This is a genomic window from Flavobacterium sp. (assembly GCF_035299245.1).
Taxonomy (GTDB): domain Bacteria; phylum Bacteroidota; class Bacteroidia; order Flavobacteriales; family Flavobacteriaceae; genus Flavobacterium.
On sequence record NZ_DATGWY010000014.1, the window covers coordinates 92834 to 113544 of the forward strand.

Sequence of the window (20711 nt, forward strand, 5' to 3'; positions counted from 1 at the left end):
AATTTGATTCATTATTGGTAACCTTAGGAGTTCAAGGTAAAGGAAGAAGATAACTAACCTTATATTTTTAACCATGTATAAAATTATTTATTCTCTTATGGTGTGGTTAGTAGGATGCTGTTCAATCTACAGTCAGCATTTTGATAAAGTGCCAGAAGCCGAACTTCACAGAAAACTGGCGGCATCAAAGAATTCTTCAGAAAAAATAGCATTACTCATTGAATTGGCTACCAACCACATAGAGTTGTCTAGAGATATAAACCATCCTAAATCCATCGACAGCGCTAAGTATTTTTCAAATCGCGCCCTTAAATTAAGCAAAGCCACTCAAAACAAAGATGGTGTTGCAAGAGCGTATATTGCCTATTCGCAAGTTTATCAGATTATAGGAGATTTGGATTTGGCTGAAAAATACGCCCAAAGCGCAATTAACATCTACGTTAAATTAAAAGACAAACCCGGAATTGCAAGCGCTTATCGCATACTCATGTACTCCAAAGAATCAGTGCGCGATTTTAATGAAACCGTTGCCATTGGACTCAAAGCTCAAAAGGCTTATAAAGAAGCAGGAGATAAAAAGATGCAAGCAACTATGGGTGAAGATATTGCCTACTTTTTGATGGGTTCGGGACGTTTAGAAGAAAGTTTAAAAGTACTCGAAGAAACGGTCCAACTGTATAAGGAAATGAAATTTGGAAAAGTGCAGTATGCTTATTCATCCATGTGCATTATAAGCAATCAACTTGGTCGTTATGAAAAAGCCATAGAATATTCTCAAAAGGCCATTAATGCTGCAGAGAAATACAATGACACCAGTTTAAATGTAGTACAAGTGTACAACTATTCTGGCATAGCTTATTTATCGTTGAAAAATTATAACAAAGCATTTGAGTGCTTTAAAAAAGCGTACAAAATTTCTAAAAAGTATAACGATATCGGATTTTCATGCTTGCTACTTACCAACATGATTGAAATTTTGATGAAATCAAAAAAAATAAATGAGGCTGGTTCTTATGTAAACCTTTTAAAAAAAGATTACCACAAACTTTCTCCAGCCGACCAATTTGAACCGATGTCTTGTTTGATAAAATATTATGTGCAGCTAAAAAAACACGAACAAGCCGTTGGTTATGTTGAAAAAGCTCTTAAAGCATCGGACACAATGAAAACGGATGATATCAGGCAAGTGGCTCTATACGTAGGAATCATTGATTATCATTTTGCTAACAAAAAATACGGTATAGCTCGTAAATATGTTGGCCGATACAAAATACTGAGTGAAAACGTGAAAAGCCCAAAAAAACTTGCAGAAGTATACCACATGTTGTTCCGGATTGACTCAGCTGAAGGAAACTTTACCTCTGCAATTAAACATTACAAGCTAGAAAGTAAATATAAAGATTCCTTACTTAATGAAGCGAAAAACAAAGAAATAGCAGCGCTCGAAATTAAGTACGAAACCAATAAAAAAGAGAAAGAACTTCAACAAAACAAGGAAAAAAACAGGCTTTTAAGCTTGGAAAGTAGTTTGCAAAAAAGCAAATTAGAAAAGGCCAATTTAATTAAAAATATAAGTCTTGGAGGCATCATTTTACTTTTAATAACCTTCTTATTGCTCTACAGCAGTTACCGAATAAAACAAAAAACCAATAGAATACTCGAATCACAGAAAAATGAAATCAATCAAAAGAATAACTCGCTTGAAAAGTTAGTCACCGAAAAAGAATGGCTATTGAAAGAAGTGCACCATCGGGTCAAAAACAATCTTCAAATGGTGATGAGCCTACTAAATGCACAATCGTTTTATTTGAAAGATAATGCTGCCATGACAGCCATTCGTGAGAGCCAACATCGCATTCATTCGATGTCTTTGATACACAAAAAATTATACCAGTCCGAAAACGTAGTTTCGATTAACATGGAAGTTTACATTAAGGAACTGGTTCAGTATTTCAAGGAAACCTTCGATACTGGTCAACGGATTCAATTTGTTTTAGACATAACCCCAATAGAGTTATCTACCTCACAAGCAGTACCACTTGGACTAATTTTAAATGAGGCAATAACTAATTCTATTAAACATGCTTTTACAAAAAAAGAAAACGGCACAATTACTATACAATTTAAGAACTCAAATGACGATCATTTGACACTATCCATCAAGGATAATGGTGAAGGAATTGTAGATGAGCTGAAAAATGAACATTTTCAATCACTTGGTATGAAACTAATAAAAGGTTTTAGCGATGATTTAGATGCCAATTTATCAATTGAAAACAACAATGGTCTCACGATAACTGTGACGTTTTTGAATAATGAAAAATTTACTGAGAATGGAATAACTCAACCCTAATGAAGAATGTTATGGAATCGAAAAAAAGCACTAGTAGTAATAAGAAAATTCTAATCGTAGAGGATCAGTTTATTGAAGCCCACGATTTACAACTAATTCTAGAAAAAGCAGGTTACCAAGTTACAGGCATCGCTCGTTCGGTCGATCAGGCTGTAGCGCTTATTGAGACTGAAAAACCCGATTTGGTTTTTGTAGACATCTGCCTTAAAGGTAATGCAACCGGAATTGATTTGGCTAAAAAATTGAATGAAAATCACATAGCATTCATCTACTTATCGGCTAACTCCAGTCGCTCTGTTTTAGAAGAAGCAAAAAAGACCAGTCCCTATGGTTTTATTGTCAAACCATTTAGAGAGCAAGATGTGCTCATCACCTTGGAGATTGCCTGTTATCGTCAAAACTTTGGGATTGAGTCCCAATTATTTCAGGAAAAAATTTTACAGGAAAGTATCGATGCCATAGGTGCTTCAAATCTCAACTGGGAAGAGGCGTTAGTTCAATTGGGAAAAGTACTGCAAACCTACATGCCTTTTGATTATATGCAAACCGGTTTCGTAGACAATGAATACAACCCTACTGGTTTACTAAGAAGAAGTTTTGACACTTATGAAATTATCAATATTGAAAAATTTTCAAAAATAACTGGTGTCAAACAACAGGAGTTGCATGATTTAAAATCAACATCTCCTAAGCACGAATATCCTAAAATTTACCAAGGAGATTCATTCAAGTCAATATTTAATAACTCTGCTATAAAAAGATTGGTCATTAAAACTTTTGGCATTAAATCATTTGTTGTAATTCCGGTCCGAATTGAAAATGGAGGAGTTTTCAATTTCTTCTTTTACAGCCGTAACGAAGAAGCCTACAGCAATGAACATTTAAACCTATTGACCAAATTGGAGATTATTTTGGCCAATTTTGTAACTAAAATGAATCGTTCAGCCAAAAGTACAATACCTATCAGAGAGATTCCTGCAACCAAACAACCAGTTTTAGAAGAGAACAATTTTGGAGGATTTTGCTCAATGATTGGTACAAGTAAAAAAATGATTACTGTTTTTGACTACATCAAGAAAGTAGCGCCATCAGAAACCTCAGTGCTAATTTTAGGAGAAAGTGGAACTGGCAAAGAAAAAGTAGCACAAAGTATTCATAACCTTTCGAATAGAAAAAATAAACCATTAGTCATTATTAATTGTGGAGCTATCCCCGATAATTTGGCTGAATCTCTCCTTTTCGGACATGAAAAAGGAGCTTTTACTGGAGCTACAGAAAAACGGATTGGAAAGTTTGAGATCGCAAACGGCGGCACACTATTTTTGGACGAAATTGGGGAAATGCCGGTTGATCTTCAAGTGAAATTATTAAGAGTATTGCAAGAAAAAGAAATTGAACGTATTGGCAGCAGCAGTCCAATCAAAGTAGATGTGCGCATCATTGCCGCTACCAATCGAAATTTAGAAGAAGAAGTGGCAGCCGGCAGGTTCCGACTCGATTTGTATTACAGGTTACATGTTTTTCCAATAGTAGTGCCTTCATTGAGAGAACGAAAAGAGGATATTCCAGCCTTAGCTACCCATTTTATTGATTCCTTCTGTAAAATATCTGAAATGAATCCTCCAGCAATTGCACCTCATGTTATTGATCAAATGTTGACTTATAATTGGCCAGGGAATATTCGTGAATTGGAACATGTAATTCAGAGAAGCTTATTGCTAACAGAAGGAGATGTAATACGTGAGTTCATGATTTATACTACTTCACTAAACAAAGACGAAGAGAAAAGCCAAGAATTTGTCATACAAACTATTCATGATAATGAAAGAGATTATATCACTTATATTCTTAAAAAATGTAAAGGCAAAGTTTCTGGAGTTGGCGGTGCCGCTGAAATATTGAATATTCCAGCTTCGACATTGAATTCGAAAATGAAAAAACTAGGGATTAAAAATCAACGCTATTCATAGTAAAGAACCTTTACTTTTTAAACATCGGTAGAGGATTAAGTGGATGCTTGGTCAAGTTGGCAAGTATTTTCTTAATTAAAAACCAATGAAAACCCAAATTCGGAAATTGTTTTTTATCTGTATTGAGTAGTTGCTTTGGTATTCCATGGCTTAGAACGCCTAGGCTGACATCAGTCCAATCGGCTTTTCTAAAAATTTCAACAGTTTCAAAATCATTTTCTTGGTATACATTTATTTTGTGATGCCAATCAATCATTTTCGAGACTTCTTCATTCCAATGCGACTTTCCAATTTTAGTCAAATACAATTTCGCTTGTGCTATCGACGGCTGTAGATAATCGATGGTGTCGTCCGTCCAAATCCCAATATCATGATAAACGGCTGCTATAGCATACTTTTCAACATGCTCCTTTTGATTATCCAAGTACAAACAATTAGAAAACACGCGACAAACATGATTTCTATAACGATTGTAATCCTCACCAATTATAGGCTTAAATGGACATAATAAAGAGTCGATGATAGCATGCTTTTCCATACTTTAATGATATTTTAAATTACTTGTTATTTTAAGAGTACAAATATCGAAGACCTAATGGCTTTTTTTAAATTTCGAGTTCGATGCCCTTTACCAGTTGTATCTTCAACAAGTAAGATATCACCCGATTCAAAAGTTCTTTTAAGCCCCAAAGAGGTTTCAATCTCTATACTTCCATCTTGCAGGATAATGTATTGTCTATTGGGAGCGGTATGAAAATCATAATCGTAATCCGGTTTTACTTTTCGAAATACAATACCTACTGCTTCTTGTAAATCGGATAGATAACCTATTTCGCCTTTGTCTTGAAGATTGACTTGAACGTCCATAAAATGACTTTCCCCATATTCATCCGCAAAAATTCTGGTTATTTTGAAATTTTCCATACTCCTATTTTAAAAATTAAAAAGAAAGATGCTCATGGTTTGTAAATTCCACAAGCATCAATCCAACCTAAAAACAATTACTAATCATAACTCTATTTTTTGAAACCACTCAACGGCTAAATCAACATCCTCCTTAGTAAGACCATGGCTGCTATTAATTACATAATTGCTTACCTTAAAGCCACTATCTTTCAGCTGAGTTGTATATGCTTCTATTTCAGAGAGATCAACTGTTGGGTCATTTTTACCCGAACTTAAAAATACTTTTGCGTTAGTTCTATTGGTACCGCTTCTTTTGTCTCTAAATGGCATCATCGGACGGTATAAAATGGCTCCTAGTAAAAAGTTGGGATGCAAAACCAATGTAGCTCCTGCAATGTTGGCGCCATTGGAGTATCCTAATGCAACTACTTTATTGATGTTAAACTTTTCTAACACCGACAATTTTTTTATAAAGTCTACCATCTCATTGGTCCTAAATTCCAAATCTTTTTCATCGAAAACACCCATTCCAAGTCGTTTAAAAAAACGAGGCATTCCGTTTTCAGTGGTATTTCCTCTAAGACTTAAAATGTTGATGTCCTTGCCAAAACTTGCTGCTAAAGGCAGTAAATCATGCTCATTTCCACCGGTGCCGTGTAGTAGTAACAAAGTTACAGCATCAGGATTTCCAGAGGATTGATAGATGTAATGCATTGACTGATACTCCATGATTTCTTAATTTATTTTTACTAAAATAGCTTCGATCTCTTTTCGTTTTGACTCATGTTGAGGCGGTAATTTTAAATCTTTACCTAAATTTTCTAATGTTTCATCTACAGTAAAACCGGGATTATCGGTCGCGATTTCAAAAAGTACACCTCCGGGTTCTCTGAAATACAAAGAATGAAAATACTGACGGTCAATCTGAGGAGTGATGTTATAGCCTTTTTCGTTTATGCTTTTACGAAAATGCATCAAGCTCTTGTCATTGTTAACCCTAAAAGCAACGTGATGAACAGAACCATTAGCCACATGACCTCGTTTTTCAGATTCGAGTTCAACCAAATCGACAATTGCTGCAGTTTCAACAGCAAAGGTTGCATAACGGAAACGATTTACCTCCTGCTCCACTAAGGTGTAACCAAAGATGTCGGTTAATATTGCTGCTGTGGGTTTGATATTGTTCAATGTCAATGTGATGTTGTGAAATCCTTTGAGCGCCACATCAGCTTTGATTTCATCGGTTTCCCAAGCTTTACGGGTATCTGCTGTTTTAGATTCTATAAGCTCTAATTTCAAACCATCTGGATCTAAAAAAGTCACATATTTTTCGCCAAATTTTTCAGCAGGTTTGTTGTAAATGACATTGTATTGTTCAAAACGTTTGATCCAAAAGTCTAAGCTACCAACCGGAACTGAGTAACCTATTTCAGTAGCCATTCCTGATCCTTTTCTTCCTTGTTGAATGCCTTCACCCCAAGGGAAAAAAGTAAGTATGGTTCCGGCACTTCCAATTTCATCACCAAAATAAAAATGGTAAGTTCCTGGATCGTCAAAATTGACGGTTTTTTTGATAAATCTCAATCCTAAAATTTTAGAATAAAAGTTAAAATTGCGTTGGGCATCTCCGGCTATTGCGGTGATATGATGTATGCCTAAAATTGTATTTTCCATGATATTTATTGTATTAATTATAGAACAAATTTACGATCCTTGAATGCTCTAGGCATTGAACTAGATTAAGAAATGGATTCGCTTTTACAGGCACAATTTATTTCATTATTTACCATAATTGTTGCTTCTTAAAATGGGCCATCAGTGTTGTATTACTTTTAATCTTTAAAATTTGAATTGTGTTGTTACACCGCCTAAAATGATATCTTTTCCCGCACCCGATTTTTTAATAAATTCACCGGAATCAAACCAGGTTGATTCAAGTTTTAAAAACAACATATTTGAATATTGATACGTAATTTCTAAACCTAGTTGTGACCCGATGAATTTTTCAGAAGTTGTATGACCTGGATAAATAAGTTGCATATTGGGAGCATAAAGTCCGTCATTATTACTGTACCTCCAAAAGATATCAAAATCGAACGCAATATTGAGTTTAGGTGTCATCTCGAAATTTAAGTAAGGATGAGCGTCGATTAAATTAGATGGGCCAATCAAGGCAGCTAATCCAAAATAAGCACCTCTTGGAAAAAGCGGATTAAATGTTTCTAAAGTTTCATCATCGTAAGATTGATTACCTGAGATAAGTTCCGTTTTAATTCCGAATGTAGGTTTAAACAAAAGCCATTTAAATTGATAGGACGTATTGGAAGAAATTGTCCAAGCACGAATATCTTTATATTCAGAGCTACCAAACTGATAGACGCCTTCAAAATCATAACGCCAATTCCCTTCGTTTTTCCAAATTCTTGTTCCGACGGAATGTCGTATTTCTCTTCCAAAACCATTATCAAATAGTGCTTCCCGTTTCCATAGTCCTAAATAATAAACGTCAATATTTTTTAAAAATGAGGTCTTGTTAAAAGTGGTATAGCTACCCCAAAATTTGCTGTCATTATTAAACCTATCATCAAATATTGCATTTCTGTTTACAACTGGATGAGTGTAAAAAAGGTCAGATTTTATAAGCTTGTGATTCCAAAACAATTTTATACCATCAAAAGCACTACGGTTATTGGGCAACTCTCTTACTGCAATCAGACGTTGGCTACCATACATCAACTCTTGGCGACCCGCACGAAAAGTAACATTTGAATTCTGTTTTGACCCAAAATATACATCAAAAAAAGCCTGATGAAAATCCAGAGGGTTGTTTTCTAGAGGATTAGGATTAACTCTGCTACCGGAATTGCTGCCTTGCAACTGAAAAAATATTCTAAAATGCGAAGCATGAAAATCGGCATGAGCCAAATAACGCGATAGTGTATAGCCGTCTTTATCATAAGATGTGTCACCCCAATCTTCATTTTTGATGTTGAAGTATTGGAAACGTACATCACCTCCAAAAGAGATATAAGTGCTTCCATTGGAATTTAAAGTAACAAACTTCAGTCTTTCATAATCACTCTTTGAAGTATCAGTCTTTAAATAGCTAAAATCGTCTTCATAACGCAACGTTTTGAAAATAGGTTTCTGTTGCCCGAAAAGTAAGCTAATATTAATAAAAAATAAGACTACAAAAGGTTTCATGTTGAATTTATTTTTGGGTAAAATAATAATCCAAAGAGTATTTTCCAGCGCCGGTAAAAGCAATCAACAGAAAGCTTACACTGTACATAAAGGGAATGTCTTTGACCAAAATCGGATCATTAAAATGCACGATGAAATATCCGGTAAGAGTAATCGCTAAAACAGGCAATACCGCTATTCTTGTCAATAACCCCAAAACAATAAATAATGGCATTCCAACATTGGTTCCAATAGCAAAAGCCTGATTCAAAGCTTCAGGAAGACCAAGTGGATTTGGTACTGTCTCAGCAACGGCAACCCCTATACCAATTTTTTTAAAACCATGTGCAACAACTAATTCAGACGCAATGGCTATTCTGAAAAAGAGCAATGCCAAATGACTTAGCGTATTGCCTGGATTTGTTTGCATCGATAATAAGAGTATTTTTTTCATCGCTTAATTTTTTTGATATCCTCCGTAAAAATTAACTGGACTCCAAGCCGGTAATGCAGCTGGAATGACTGGGGCAAATTTTGAAAAAACACCTTTGCCATAAACTACTTTTCCATCAAGAATGGTCAATTCTGCAGTAATATCTTTAATGGCATCCTCTTGTACAGTTAAATAATCGTCTGAAAGAATGGCAATATCCGCTAAATAGCCTTCTTTAATAGTTCCTCTGTCCTTATGCTGATGGATGAGTGAAGCGCTTCCTTGTGTATAGATTTTTAAAGCTTTGATTCGGTCTAATTGATTTTCTTTTGCAGCAAATTCCACACCTCCGATAGATTTTCCGGTCACCAGCCAGTACAAACCAACCCATGGATTATAACTGGCAACTCGAGTACCATCTGTTCCGCCTCCGATTGGCAAACCTAAATCAATCATTTTACGGATTGGTGGGGTGTTTAAAGCCGCTTTTTTTCCATAACGAGAAATAAAAGTTTCTGCTTGATAAGCCATACGGTGTTGAATGGCAATACCACCTCCCAAAGCCTTGATACGCAACAGATTCTCTTCGGATACCGTTTCAGCGTGATCGAAGAACCACACCAAACCATTTAAGGGTGTTTCTCTATTGACTTCCTCAATGACATTTAAAAATCGGGTAATACTTTCGTTATAAGTCGCGTGCAATCGAAAAGGCCAACGGTTTTTCACTAAAGTTCCTATAACTGCTTTTAACTGTGACTCCATAACCGAAGCTAATTCAGGTCGAGGCTTGGTGAAATTCTCAAAGTCACCGCCCGAAGCTACTAAATTTTCACCTCCACCTTGTACATAGTACTCTGTTGGTTTATCATCGTGATCATGGGCGTCAATATCCACCATTTCAATCCATTTTTGATAATCGGCTAATTCCTTACCCGGTTTTTGAGCAAAAAGATAATAAGGCAAACGCACTGTAAGTTGGTTCACTTTAGAAAGTGAATCGGTAATAGCGTAGTCATCGGGAAAATTTTGAAATCCACCTCCGGCATCCATCACACTGGTTACGCCTAATGAATTCAATTCAGTCATGAACAATTTGGTCGAATTCACTTTCTCTGCGGCAGTTAATTCGGGAAGCTTGGCCAAAGTAGAATAGAGAATAAAAGCGTTCGGTTCTGCTACCAACAATCCAGTAGGTTGACCGTAACTGTCTTTTTGTATTAAACCTCCATTGGGGTTGGGCGTATCTTCTGTAATGCCTAGATTTTGTAGACCTGCTTTGTTCAAATAAGCCTCTCCATATAAGTTCAGCACAAAAGTTGGTGTATTCCCTGTTGCCTCATTGATTTCAGCCAATGTTGGTTTTCTTTTTTCTTCGAATTGATGCTCAGTCCAGCCGCCAACTACTCTCACCCATTGACCTTGTGGTGTTCTTTGCGCTTGTTCTTTAAGCATTTGTAAAGCACGACTCAGCGTTTTTACTCCATCCCAACGCAATTCAGTATTATAAAATCGTCCGCCTCGAATAACATGCAGGTGTGAATCGTATAAACCTGGAATTACCGTTTTTCCTTTAGCATCAATAACTTTGGTCTTGCTGTTTTTGTATTTTTCTATTTGTGCAGTTGTTCCAACGGCTATAATTTTATCCGCTTGAATGGCTATTGCCTCTGCCTGTGGATTGGCATCATTTAAGGTAATTACTTTAGCATTAGTAATAATTAATGTTGCTTTTTTTTGAGCAATGGTAGTATTCGCTACGAGAAAAAAGAGTAATACTATTTTTATGGTATTAGTTTTCATGATTCCTATTTTGGTTAAAAAAGCGGGTATTTTTCAATACCCGCTCATTTTTTGTTATTAGTGTTTCAACATGTCGTGTGCATATTGCACTCCGATTCCGTAAGAACCACCATATTTTTTCACCAAGTCGGTTACTGGTTTGTATGTTTCACCTCTAGCCCAGTCACGTTGCAACTCTAACAAGTATTGCAATGAAGTAATAGGACGTGCACCAGCTTGAACCATTCTGGTAACTGCCATTTCGTGTGCTTCTTTAGAAACGTCACCACTGGCATCAGTAATTACATATACAGTATATCCATCGTTAATTGCAGATAATACTGGTCCAACAATACAAACACTTGTCCATAGACCACCAATTACCAAGGTTTTTTTACCTTTTCCCGTGATTGCTTTGTACGCATTAACGTCTTCCCAAGTATTCATCGTAGTACGGTCAATGTAGTTTGAAGTTGCTTTGGGGTAAAATTGTTCTACTTCTGGAAAAACAGGACCGCTAAATGATTTTTCGGCTACTGTTGTTACTACTGTTGGAACATTAAAGATTTTAGAAGCTCCTGCTACAAGTGCTGTATTATTTCTCAATTGATCAACACTGATACTGGTTACCGGGAATGCCATTTGGCTTTCATAATCAATCAATACTAAAGCATGATTGGTAGGGGTCAATAAACTAGGACTTGGTTTTTGTGCAAAAGCTACAAATGATCCTAAAGCTAAAACTGCGGTTAAAATTATTTTTTTCATGATATTTAATTTTTAAAATTTATTATTGTTATTAATTTAATTATTGTTTGATAAACTGTAATTCGATATTCAATTTAACTTCTTCTCCTACCAATACACCACCGGTTTCAAGAGCAGAGTTCCAATTTAGATTCCATTCTTTACGGTTGATTTTACCTGATAAAATAAAGCCCGCTTTGGTGTTACCCCAAGGATCTTTCATCAAGCCACTAAACTCAGTTTCTAATGTTACAGGTTTTGTAACTCCGTGTAAAGTCAAATTCCCTTTTAATTCAAAATCAGCACCGTTCGTTCTTTTGAAGCTTGTACTTTTGAATGTGATTTTCGGAAATTGTTCAGCATCGAAGAAGTCCGCACTTAAAAGATGTGCATCGCGATCTGAATTACCAGTTGTGATAGAATCAATCTCACCATTGAATTCGATTGTTGCATTTTCGAATTCATCACCTTCTGTCTCAATAGTTGCAGTGTAATTTTGAAAACTACCCGAAACATTTGTAAACATCATGTGTTTTACTTTAAACCCTATTTCTGAATGCGTAGGGTCAATTAACCATTTTTTTGTTGACATAATTTTTATTTTATTAATGTTATACTTTTTTGTTAAAGTTGCTTAGTGCATCTTTTAATTTACTCTGCAAAGTTGCGGTGCTTTTTAATTCCACACATTGAACTAGGACAAGAAAAGTTTGTACTTCATTTGTCATTAGGTATGCTTTAAAACACGATCAATGACACGACAAAATTACAGTCATGATAAAACCCCTGCATTGAACTAGAACAAGAAATACATTGTTGTTCAATTTTGAAATTCAACAAACGTACCTTAATCATAAAGCCTTGATTTATAGGTGTTTAATTTTATTTACTGTTGTTGTTTTTATTGTATTTCGTTAATCAATTAGTTTTTTTATTGGTATTTAGCAAAAAGTGAATAATCACAATAAAAAAACCTTCTCCATTTAGTTGAAGAAGGTTTCACAAACCAATTCATTATGATTTAATTAATTAACTTTTAACCACTTTTCGAGTACACGTCTTTCCGTTTGTTGTCAACACTTTAACCAGATATACACCATTACTCCACGTAGAAATATCAATCGAAGTTGCTTTGGCAAAATGGATTCGTTGTCCGGTCACTGCGAAAACCTCAACTGTTTCAATTTGATTCAGATTGTTAGCTAAAAATAGATTCATAGTATCAGAGGCAGGATTTGGATAAATGATCAAATCGTTTTCATTGACCTCTGGGATATCGATTCCTAGAGGAAGGTTTATAATTTGATATCTGATCAACCCTAAATCAGTAGTGGCTATAAACGCATCTATCGTAGTACCATCAAATGTAAAATCAATAGCTTGAGCTGCAATGTAGTGTAACTGTTGTGATGAGATGACTGTCCAATCAGAACCATTGTTTAAACTATATAGCAAAGCGCCAACTCCTCTGATACCTGCAGCAATCAATCCAGCGTTGAATGGAGAATACTTCACTTTATGAACAGAGCCTTCACTATAAGTACTCATCCAATTATCACCTGCATCGGTTGAGGTAAAAATTCCACTATCAGTTGCAATAATGAATTCATTTTCATTAAACGGATTGATTGCCATATCCCAAATAATGGTATTGGGCTCCAGAACGATACCATTGCTTTTTTCTTGCCAAGTTATACCACTATCGGTTGATTTATAAAATTTATCTCTTTGTACTAAATAGATTAATTGAGAGTTGCTGGGTGAAATAGCAATACCAGTAACCACACCATTTCCTAATCCCTCAATATCAATTCCTGGAGTACTAATTTCTGTATTTTCAATTGCATTTAAATCTGCAAAGTTGATTCTGTATAAGTTGCTGCCTTCACCATTCCTGAATGAAACTAAGATAACGTTTGCATTATTCGGATCAACTACTATTGCTCTTACATCATTAGCGTAAGAATTCATCAAGGTCAAATTGGTATTGCCATAGTCGTTACTGATATTAAAGTTACCACCAAAAAAGCCACCTCCTGAAAAAGAGAACAATCTACCCGGCACCAAAGGGTCGGCGAAAGGAAAATGTTGAGGTGGATTGAATGCAAATGCATTACTCACTTCGTAACTATCAAACAAACCTGTGCTGATATTTTTATGAATAGTGCCACCTTGAGCGCCATAATAAATATGATTTTCAGAACCATACAATGCAGCACTAACGGATACTGTATTGTAAAAAGGTATGTTTATTTGAGAAAGTGATATTCCTCCATCAACAGAAAATTGAGGATAATATGGTGTTGAAATTACAACTTCTCCAGCCACGAAAGGATTGAATGAGGCGTTTAAGCCCGCATAATAAGAATTTGTATCGTCTTGAACATAAACTGTGTTTGTCCAGGATTGCCCATTATCATTAGATACAGCTACAACATCTTCTTCTAATACTAAAATAATAGACGGGTTGATAGGATTGAAAATAATTTTATTGATATTATTAAATCCGGGTATGTTATGCCAATCATTAGACAGAATTTGCCAAGTAGCACCACCATCTGTTGATCGATAAAGATTTTCAGGATGCAAATCCCCTGAAATACCTGTGCCAATAATGATATCATTACTATCTGTTGGATTAAAAGCAATAGGGTCTAATAAGATTCCTGTTAAATGTTCCGCCCAGGTAGTTCCGCCATCTTCAGAAATGAATAAGCCTCCATCTACATTCTCAGGACCAAAACTTCTGGTAATGAATAATTTATCTGGATTATTTGGACTAATAGCCACATTGTTTACATGCACTGCATCATGATCCAAATTATAATAAACAGTGTTCCAAGTGCTACCCGAATTTATTGTATAAAATACTTTAGTCCTGGGTTCACTAGTGACTCCACCATCACTATAAGTATCGTGTAAAAGCACTTTTGTGCCCAAAATATCAGATACATCATAAGACATAATTCGTGGATTATCTTCAGCATTTGGAATTGCATAATAATTGCTTACACTATTAGAAGTAAGATTGTAAATGTAAATTCCGTTTTGATTTGGAATATCGCTAAGGTTGACTATGAAACTAATGGCATTGTTGCCCAATAATTTAAGTTGACTGATTTGCGCTTTTGGATTAGGAAAAGAATACAAAAGGTTCCATGTTGTCTTATTATCAACAGAAACTAAAATATGATTTCCAGCATTGGAAACGGCATACAATTTATCTTTAATTACAGCGTCATAGGTAATGTCTTGCAACCGTCCATAATCTGGTGTAGCCTCAAAGCTGATTTGTGCTTTGGAATTTAGCGATAGCAGTAATGCTAAGGCAATTAGTAATTTCTTTTTCATGATTTTTAAAATTTATTTTTTCAAATTTTCATTAAAAAACGAATCACCAGAAAATATTAATTAGGAAAAAGTGTGAGTTAAAAACGGAAAAAGTGTGACCCTTTTTACTTAAATAATTGAAAGATAATCTCTTAAAGTAGTATCGGACTCAAGTCCTAATTTGGCCACAATTCTTTCTTTTCTTTTTCTACAAGCATCTAAAGTTATGTTGAGTAAGGTTGCGATTTCCTTAGTACTTAAGTTCATGTATTCATACGAAATAAATCTGAGGTCATTTTGATTCAAATTCGAATGTTTTGCCATGAGTTTTTGAAGTAAACCTTGATTTACTTCTTCAAAATGTAGAATAAAACTATTCCAATCATTTTCAGTATTGAGGTGTCTTTTAAGTTCCTGTATATGATTTTTCAATGGACTATTCTTTGATATTTCTTGCGCTTTACCAAGTGATTTCAGAATTTCCTGAAGCAACTGGTCTTTTCCAGAGAGATACAATGCTTTAGCTGCTATTTTTTGATTGCGCAGTTCAATCTCCTTTTTAAGTCGGTCTTGTTCTAATAGGGCAATTGCTTCTTTTCTTTTGAAAAGTAAATTGTCATCCTTTTCCTTTTGAAGTTTTAACAACGTGATTTCATGATTGCGCAGGGCAATTGTTTGACATTGTTTGTTCTTTATGGTTTGATTTCTGAAAATTAGCAGAACAATTAACAGTACCAAAAAAATTACACTAATAAGACCGAAGTAGAGTAATCGTTCATTTTTGATGGAAACTTCCTTCTTATCAATTTCTCTTTTATAGTTCTGCAATTGAAATCGTATCTGACTGTTTTCAAATGATCTACCATTTTTTAAAGCATTCAATTTTCGTTCAGCCTCAAAAACAGAATCTTTATACAGTAAAGCCAATTCATACTTTTTTTGTTTTTGATGAATTGTAGAAAGTAGGTTGAACAAGTCTGTTTTTTTTTCTAAATCTGTATTACTGCTGAGTGCTTTAGAAGACCATTCTAATGACGATTTAATGTTCCTTTCTTTTAAATAAGACTTGGCAATAATAATGAACAAAACAACTTGGTTATCACGACTGAACTTGTTGTTAGGCTTCTGAAGTAATGCCATGGCTTTCGATCGGGCTGATACTGTTTTTCCTAATAAAAGTTCATTTTCTGCCTGAACAATTGAGGCCAAATAAAGAACATCAGGTTGTTTTGTCAAATACTGGAGCGATTCATCGATATACTTTTGAGCTGCTAAAGGCTGATTCATCTCATTCAAAACGCTTCCAAGATTTACAGCATAGTATCCCGTTTTTACAAAGTCATTTCTCTTTTTGGCAATGGTATACGCCTTGAGAAAATATTCCATGGCTTTATCTAATTTTTCTTCTTTGCTGAATAAAATGGCGATATTATTAAGCACAATCATCTCATGACTTTCATCCAAATGAGCAATCGCAATTTTGTAACTTTCCATATATTGATGTAATGCTTCACCATAATCCAGCATCAGATAATAGTTGCCTCCAATAGTATTAGAAGCATCAAAATACTGTTTATACCATCTGTTTTTTTCAGCAATATTCTTTGCCTGAATAAGTAATTCAAGTGATTTTTCATGCTTTTTTTTCCACATCAAGTCAATACCCGTTTTGATGAGTGAATCACAATCGTTTTTGCTTTGGGAAAATCCTGAAAGCGCGAAAAATAAAAGACTAAAAAACCAAAAGTTAATGATAGGGAGCGATTTGTTCTTGTACATGAGAGTGTTTGATATCCTAAATCTTGCAGTTTTACTGCACCTTATGTGCAATCGGGTTTTACATTGTCTTTGATTTCAAAAGAACAACCAATTGGTGGTAAAAAAAGAGACAATCCTGCTGTATTAAAATCTTGTTCCGCTTTTTGATGGTCCATTTTTATAAATCCGAAGGTGTCATAATGCACCCCAAATACTTTATTCACACCAACATATTTTGCAGCTTCTATTGCTTCTTCAACACCCATAGTCAATAAATCACCTATTGGTAAAACAGCAAAATCTAGGGTTGCCCAATTTGGAATCAATTGCATATCATTGGTTAGAGCGGTATCTCCACTATAATAAAAGTTTCCATCCAGTGTAGTAAATACAAAACCACAAGCTATTCCGCCGTATCGTCCATCAGCAAAACTGCTCGAATGTTGGGCGGTTACACATTTTACAGTTCCAAAATCAAAATCAAATTTTCCACCCGGATTCATAGGAAAAGAATTTTGAATTCCATTCTCAATAAGCCAACTGTATATTTCAAAATTTCCGATGACTTTAGCTCCTGTTGTATTGGCGATTCTAACAACATCAGTGATATGGTCGTAATGTGCATGAGACACAAAAATGTAATCTGCTTTGATCTCATCTACATCAATAGCAGCAGCCAATTCGTTGGGAGTAATGTAAGGATCAAATAAAATATGTTTGTCATTAGCTAAAACAGAGAAACACGAATGTCCGTAGTAAGTTACTTTCATAATATTAATTTTTAATGATTGAATTTATTCCGTACTGTTTACATGGTCTTTGGTGACCGTTAACATTGTGAAACAAAATCCAAACACCATACCTAAACCAATAATCGCTTGAAAATCAATTGATTTTAAAACTTAAAAAAGATAGTTTAGCGATATATCGAGTGTGTGGTTATAAGCAAAACGATATTAAGTAAAAGGGATGATTATCCTTTCAGTTTTAGTGCTTACGTTTACTCTGAGATACTAGTACTAATTTTGGCGTCTTCCAAAATATTCAGTTCAAGAAATTTACCATCTTTAGCTATTAGAAAATTAGATTTAATCGCTTTATTGTTTGCGTCAAAAAAGGTAACGTGTAGTCGAGTGCCTCTTTTCTCTTCTTTTTGACTATCGATGGTAAATCGTTTTTGTGCTGGAAGTTTATTAAGAATCATGGGTAGAATAATCGACTCCATACCTTCTGGCAATCCTTTAATAGTGTAGCCGTTCGCCAAATATGGTTGAAGTGAATCGATGCTTTTTTGTTCGATTGCAATTTTTACTGCATTGATTCTTTTGTTAAAATTCGTTGTCTTATCATTGGCACAAGAGTTCAATACTAAAAAAAGGAACGAAACCATTACTTTAACTAGCATTGTCTTTACCTCTATAAGTTTTAAATTTTTCATGATATAAATTTAAGAAATTAGAGTATAAAATAGCAACTACAATGCACAAAAGCGCAATGTAGTTGATTTTATTTGTTTATTTTGAACGATATTCGGCTTCAACTTTGGTTGCATCTCGCAATATATCAAGTTCAATCACTTTACCTTCTTGATTAAATGTAAAAAATTGCAATCGTTTTTTTCCACTAGGATAACTGTACTCCGTTGTAATCTTAGTACTTGTACCAATGGTTTCTTTACTTAATGTAGTATAACTACTCGGTATGGGAAGCTGAACCAAAACTTGTGGAATTACAATATCATTCATACCGGTAGGAATTTTGTCGGAAATTTTGACATCGGAATCCAAAAGCGGTTCAAGTGTTTTGTAATCCATCTTTTGAAAAGAGGTAAAAATAAGGTCTAATTCTTTAGTATAGTCCTTTTTTTGGGCTGCTACATTAGTCGAAATTACTATTGCAAATACTAATGCAAAAAGTCTGGTGTAAAAAGTTGTTTTCATAATACTATTATTTAAATGTTACACGACAAAGGTATTTGCAATACGAAGACCAAAACGTTATGCACTACTATGGAGTGTTAATTAGTGTTAATAGCAAAATCAAAATATTCTTAACCTAAAGACTACGATTATGGGTTGTTTTTGTTCTTAATCAACATAAAAGATAAAGCATGACTCTCTTGGATGGGAGAATAATCAAAAAGAAAGACTAAAAAAAAACGAGATTGTTAGTCTCGTTTTTTTCTTTTATTTGACAATCATCTTGTAGCCTTTCCCTCTAATATTTACAATAGAAATAGATGGATCTTCGGCAAAGTACTTTCGTAATTTGGTGATGAACACATCCATACTTCGGGCATTATAAAAAGTATCATCGCCCCAAAGTTCTATTAGCACTTTTTGCCTTTCAACAACTGAATTTTTCTGCTGTATCAGTCGGTAAACCAACTCATTTTCGAGATTAGTGAGTAAAACTGTTTTGGCAGCACTGATTAATTCCATAGTAGCATAATTAAACGTAAATTTACCCAAGATGAATTCCTGTTGCGTTGTTTCAGCTGGTTTTGGCATTCTGTTCAATAACGAATTGATACGCACTATCAATTCCTCAATTCTAAAGGGTTTTTTAAGGTAATCATTACCTCCTATTTCAAATCCCTTTACAACATCATCCGTTAGCGAACGTGCGGTTAAGAAGATAACCGGAATTGCCGCATTGAGTTTTCTGATTTCTTTTACAAACGTATACCCATCAATTCCGGGCACCATAATATCTACTACACAAATGCTGTAACTATTAGTTTTAAATGCTTCAAGAGCTCTTCTTCCGTCTTCTAACCAATCAACTGTAAAGCCGTTTTTTACAAGCATATCTCGGGTGATTTTACCGAGTGATTGCTCGTCTTCAATGTAAAGTATTTTTGCATTATTCATGGGCTAATGGTATTAGAATTTCAAATGTCGTTCCTTTGTTAGTACTAGTATCTACCAGTTCAATTTTTCCTGAGTGTAATAGAATGATTTGCTTGATGTAGCTCAAACCCAAACCATACCCTTTTACTGTGTAAACATCATTTTCTTGAACACGGAAATAGGGTTTAAAGATCTCCAATTTATATTTATTCGGAATCCCGATACCTTCATCCGAAAAAAGAATCTTGGCCGATTGTCCTTCTCTCGAAAGCTTGATGGTTATCATCGCATCTTCTTTAGAATATTTGATGGAATTGTCAATAAGATTGCGGAAGACATTGCCAAAATGTTCGAAATCAGCCATGACAAACAATTCGTCATTACTTGAAGTGATATTTATCTGTGCTCCTTTTTTTTCAAGGACGTGTTTCAAATTATTCGAAATTGTACTAACAAAGGAAACCAAGTTTGTTTTTTCAAGGTTTAATGCAACTTCACCTTCACTCATTTTGGCATTAAACAGAATGGAATCGGTCATATTAATTAATCGGTCAAGATCCAATTTCATCATGCCGAGATATTCTCGGGTCATTTCTTTATCCTCTAAAACATCGTAGGTGTCTAATGCTTCAATAGCAGCATAAATAGTGGACATGGGAGTTTTAAACTCGTGCGTCATGTTGTTGGTAAAATTGTCTTTTTGCTGCATGAGTTTTCTACTTTTGTCAACATTAAAAATCAATAAAACGACTGCACTACTACAAATTACAATGTAAATGATTGACAAAATAATAGATGAAATCATGTCTCGAACTATTATTGGATTAACATTGGCAAAGTGAATCTCATAGTATTGTTTACTATCCATATCTGATCTTATTTGATCCGTTACACCATCCGATTCTAAAATTTGCTTCGGATAACAATCAACAGCACTCTTGTTGTAATGATATACCGAAAATTTAATCTTCCCAATGGTCTCTATCAATTCATCTTTGATGCCAAGGTATATTTTTTGACTCTTTTCATTGGATGCGATTTTGTTTTTTTTCGTTAATTTTTCAATAACCTCTCTCGAAGTACTGTCATTAAATTGCTCCCCATCCACAGAGATTTTTACTGATAGACTTTTATTATTTTTTAATGCTGTTAATAAGTTTCGAGTTACTTCATCCAGCTCGGTGTTACCTGAGGTAGAATTTAAAATTTGTTCTTGAACGGTTTTGTTATCATATTCCAAAATGACTTTTTTGAGTATGTTTTCGCTCTCTTTGAGCATAATTTCCTTTTTACTATGGTATACAGTAAAAAGCCAATACCCCTGAAATACGGTAATGAAAGTAATAGCAAGCACAGCGTAAAGTTTGATTGCTTTTCTATTTTTCCAGAGTCTGATT

18 protein-coding genes are annotated in these 20711 nt (G+C 34.7%); 2 read left to right on the forward strand and 16 right to left on the reverse strand.

The annotated features are described in order from the left end of the window. Nucleotides 1-73: 73 nt before the first annotated feature. A complete protein-coding gene (locus VK161_RS09315) occupies nucleotides 74-2353 on the forward strand; it encodes a tetratricopeptide repeat-containing sensor histidine kinase (protein ID WP_324214502.1) in 2280 nt (759 codons plus the stop codon). Nucleotides 2354-2364: 11 nt separating this feature from the next. Beyond that, a complete protein-coding gene (locus tag VK161_RS09320; RefSeq protein WP_324214503.1) occupies nucleotides 2365-4323 on the forward strand; it encodes a sigma 54-interacting response regulator in 1959 nt (652 codons plus the stop codon). A 10-nt stretch (nucleotides 4324-4333) separates the two neighbouring features. Here the strand turns inward: VK161_RS09320 and VK161_RS09325 are convergent, their stop codons facing one another. The 16 genes from VK161_RS09325 to VK161_RS09400 form a co-directional block, all read right to left on the reverse strand. Then, nucleotides 4334-4861, reverse strand: a complete 528-nt coding sequence (locus VK161_RS09325) for an HD domain-containing protein (protein WP_324214504.1) — start codon at nucleotides 4859-4861, stop codon at nucleotides 4334-4336. 26 nt (nucleotides 4862-4887) lie between these two features. Next, nucleotides 4888-5190, reverse strand: a complete 303-nt coding sequence (locus VK161_RS09330; protein ID WP_324214505.1) for a hypothetical protein — start codon at nucleotides 5188-5190, stop codon at nucleotides 4888-4890. Nucleotides 5191-5331: 141 nt separating this feature from the next. After that, the gene (locus VK161_RS09335; protein ID WP_324214506.1) at nucleotides 5332-5958 is read right to left on the reverse strand and encodes an alpha/beta hydrolase; all 627 of its coding nucleotides are present in this window, start codon (nucleotides 5956-5958) and stop codon (nucleotides 5332-5334) included. A 6-nt stretch (nucleotides 5959-5964) separates the two neighbouring features. Beyond that, nucleotides 5965-6903, reverse strand: coding sequence for a ring-cleaving dioxygenase (locus VK161_RS09340; protein WP_324214507.1), 939 nt, complete (start codon nucleotides 6901-6903; stop codon nucleotides 5965-5967). A 165-nt stretch (nucleotides 6904-7068) separates the two neighbouring features. After that, nucleotides 7069-8433 carry an alginate export family protein gene (locus VK161_RS09345; protein ID WP_324214508.1) on the reverse strand — a complete coding sequence of 455 codons (1365 nt, stop codon included), beginning with the start codon at nucleotides 8431-8433 and terminating at the stop codon, nucleotides 7069-7071. 7 nt (nucleotides 8434-8440) lie between these two features. After that, nucleotides 8441-8866 (reverse strand): DoxX family protein, encoded by a 426-nt coding sequence (locus VK161_RS09350; protein WP_324214509.1) that lies wholly within the window; start codon nucleotides 8864-8866, stop codon nucleotides 8441-8443. 3 nt (nucleotides 8867-8869) lie between these two features. Beyond that, nucleotides 8870-10648, reverse strand: coding sequence for an amidohydrolase (locus VK161_RS09355; RefSeq protein ID WP_324214510.1), 1779 nt, complete (start codon nucleotides 10646-10648; stop codon nucleotides 8870-8872). A 57-nt stretch (nucleotides 10649-10705) separates the two neighbouring features. Beyond that, a complete protein-coding gene (locus tag VK161_RS09360; RefSeq protein ID WP_324214511.1) occupies nucleotides 10706-11395 on the reverse strand; it encodes a hydrolase in 690 nt (229 codons plus the stop codon). A gap of 40 nt (nucleotides 11396-11435) precedes the next feature. Continuing rightward, a complete protein-coding gene (locus VK161_RS09365; protein WP_324214512.1) occupies nucleotides 11436-11966 on the reverse strand; it encodes a YceI family protein in 531 nt (176 codons plus the stop codon). A gap of 437 nt (nucleotides 11967-12403) precedes the next feature. Beyond that, nucleotides 12404-14725: a VPS10 domain-containing protein gene (locus tag VK161_RS09370; RefSeq protein WP_324214513.1), complete on the reverse strand. Its 2322-nt coding sequence runs from the start codon at nucleotides 14723-14725 to the stop codon at nucleotides 12404-12406. A gap of 108 nt (nucleotides 14726-14833) precedes the next feature. After that, entirely contained in the window at nucleotides 14834-16483 is a 1650-nt protein-coding gene (locus tag VK161_RS09375; protein ID WP_324214514.1) for a tetratricopeptide repeat protein, read from the reverse strand. A gap of 41 nt (nucleotides 16484-16524) precedes the next feature. Continuing rightward, nucleotides 16525-17232, reverse strand: coding sequence for a metal-dependent hydrolase (locus VK161_RS09380; RefSeq protein ID WP_324214515.1), 708 nt, complete (start codon nucleotides 17230-17232; stop codon nucleotides 16525-16527). Between the two features lie 230 nt (nucleotides 17233-17462). After that, nucleotides 17463-17867, reverse strand: a complete 405-nt coding sequence (locus tag VK161_RS09385; RefSeq protein WP_324214516.1) for a hypothetical protein — start codon at nucleotides 17865-17867, stop codon at nucleotides 17463-17465. Between the two features lie 109 nt (nucleotides 17868-17976). Then, nucleotides 17977-18402, reverse strand: a complete 426-nt coding sequence (locus VK161_RS09390) for a hypothetical protein (protein ID WP_324214517.1) — start codon at nucleotides 18400-18402, stop codon at nucleotides 17977-17979. Nucleotides 18403-18648: 246 nt separating this feature from the next. Continuing rightward, nucleotides 18649-19335 carry a response regulator transcription factor gene (locus VK161_RS09395; protein WP_324214518.1) on the reverse strand — a complete coding sequence of 229 codons (687 nt, stop codon included), beginning with the start codon at nucleotides 19333-19335 and terminating at the stop codon, nucleotides 18649-18651. Further along, the gene (locus VK161_RS09400) at nucleotides 19328-20593 is read right to left on the reverse strand and encodes a HAMP domain-containing sensor histidine kinase (RefSeq protein ID WP_324214519.1); all 1266 of its coding nucleotides are present in this window, start codon (nucleotides 20591-20593) and stop codon (nucleotides 19328-19330) included. The genes VK161_RS09395 and VK161_RS09400 overlap by 8 nt, the downstream gene beginning before the upstream one ends. Between the last annotated feature and the right edge of the window lie 118 nt (nucleotides 20594-20711).

Bases quoted from the DNA above. Each gene is read 5' to 3' on its own strand.
- VK161_RS09325 (WP_324214504.1), bottom strand. From the start codon at position 4,861: ATGGAAAAGCATGCTATCATCGACTCTTTATTATGTCCATTTAAGCCT.
- VK161_RS09330 (WP_324214505.1), bottom strand. From the start codon at position 5,190: ATGGACGTTCAAGTCAATCTTCAAGACAAAGGCGAAATAGGTTATCTA.
- VK161_RS09340 (WP_324214507.1), bottom strand. From the start codon at position 6,903: ATGGAAAATACAATTTTAGGCATACATCATATCACCGCAATAGCCGGA.
- VK161_RS09395 (WP_324214518.1), bottom strand. From the start codon at position 19,335: ATGAATAATGCAAAAATACTTTACATTGAAGACGAGCAATCACTCGGT.
- VK161_RS09365 (WP_324214512.1), bottom strand. From the start codon at position 11,966: ATGTCAACAAAAAAATGGTTAATTGACCCTACGCATTCAGAAATAGGG.
- VK161_RS09400 (WP_324214519.1), bottom strand. From the start codon at position 20,593: ATGCTCAAAGAGAGCGAAAACATACTCAAAAAAGTCATTTTGGAATAT.
- VK161_RS09335 (WP_324214506.1), bottom strand. From the start codon at position 5,958: ATGGAGTATCAGTCAATGCATTACATCTATCAATCCTCTGGAAATCCT.
- VK161_RS09315 (WP_324214502.1), top strand. From the start codon at position 74: ATGTATAAAATTATTTATTCTCTTATGGTGTGGTTAGTAGGATGCTGT.
- VK161_RS09375 (WP_324214514.1), bottom strand. From the start codon at position 16,483: ATGTACAAGAACAAATCGCTCCCTATCATTAACTTTTGGTTTTTTAGT.
- VK161_RS09360 (WP_324214511.1), bottom strand. From the start codon at position 11,395: ATGAAAAAAATAATTTTAACCGCAGTTTTAGCTTTAGGATCATTTGTA.
- VK161_RS09345 (WP_324214508.1), bottom strand. From the start codon at position 8,433: ATGAAACCTTTTGTAGTCTTATTTTTTATTAATATTAGCTTACTTTTC.
- VK161_RS09350 (WP_324214509.1), bottom strand. From the start codon at position 8,866: ATGAAAAAAATACTCTTATTATCGATGCAAACAAATCCAGGCAATACG.
- VK161_RS09385 (WP_324214516.1), bottom strand. From the start codon at position 17,867: ATGCTAGTTAAAGTAATGGTTTCGTTCCTTTTTTTAGTATTGAACTCT.
- VK161_RS09370 (WP_324214513.1), bottom strand. From the start codon at position 14,725: ATGAAAAAGAAATTACTAATTGCCTTAGCATTACTGCTATCGCTAAAT.
- VK161_RS09355 (WP_324214510.1), bottom strand. From the start codon at position 10,648: ATGAAAACTAATACCATAAAAATAGTATTACTCTTTTTTCTCGTAGCG.
- VK161_RS09380 (WP_324214515.1), bottom strand. From the start codon at position 17,232: ATGAAAGTAACTTACTACGGACATTCGTGTTTCTCTGTTTTAGCTAAT.
- VK161_RS09320 (WP_324214503.1), top strand. From the start codon at position 2,365: ATGGAATCGAAAAAAAGCACTAGTAGTAATAAGAAAATTCTAATCGTA.
- VK161_RS09390 (WP_324214517.1), bottom strand. From the start codon at position 18,402: ATGAAAACAACTTTTTACACCAGACTTTTTGCATTAGTATTTGCAATA.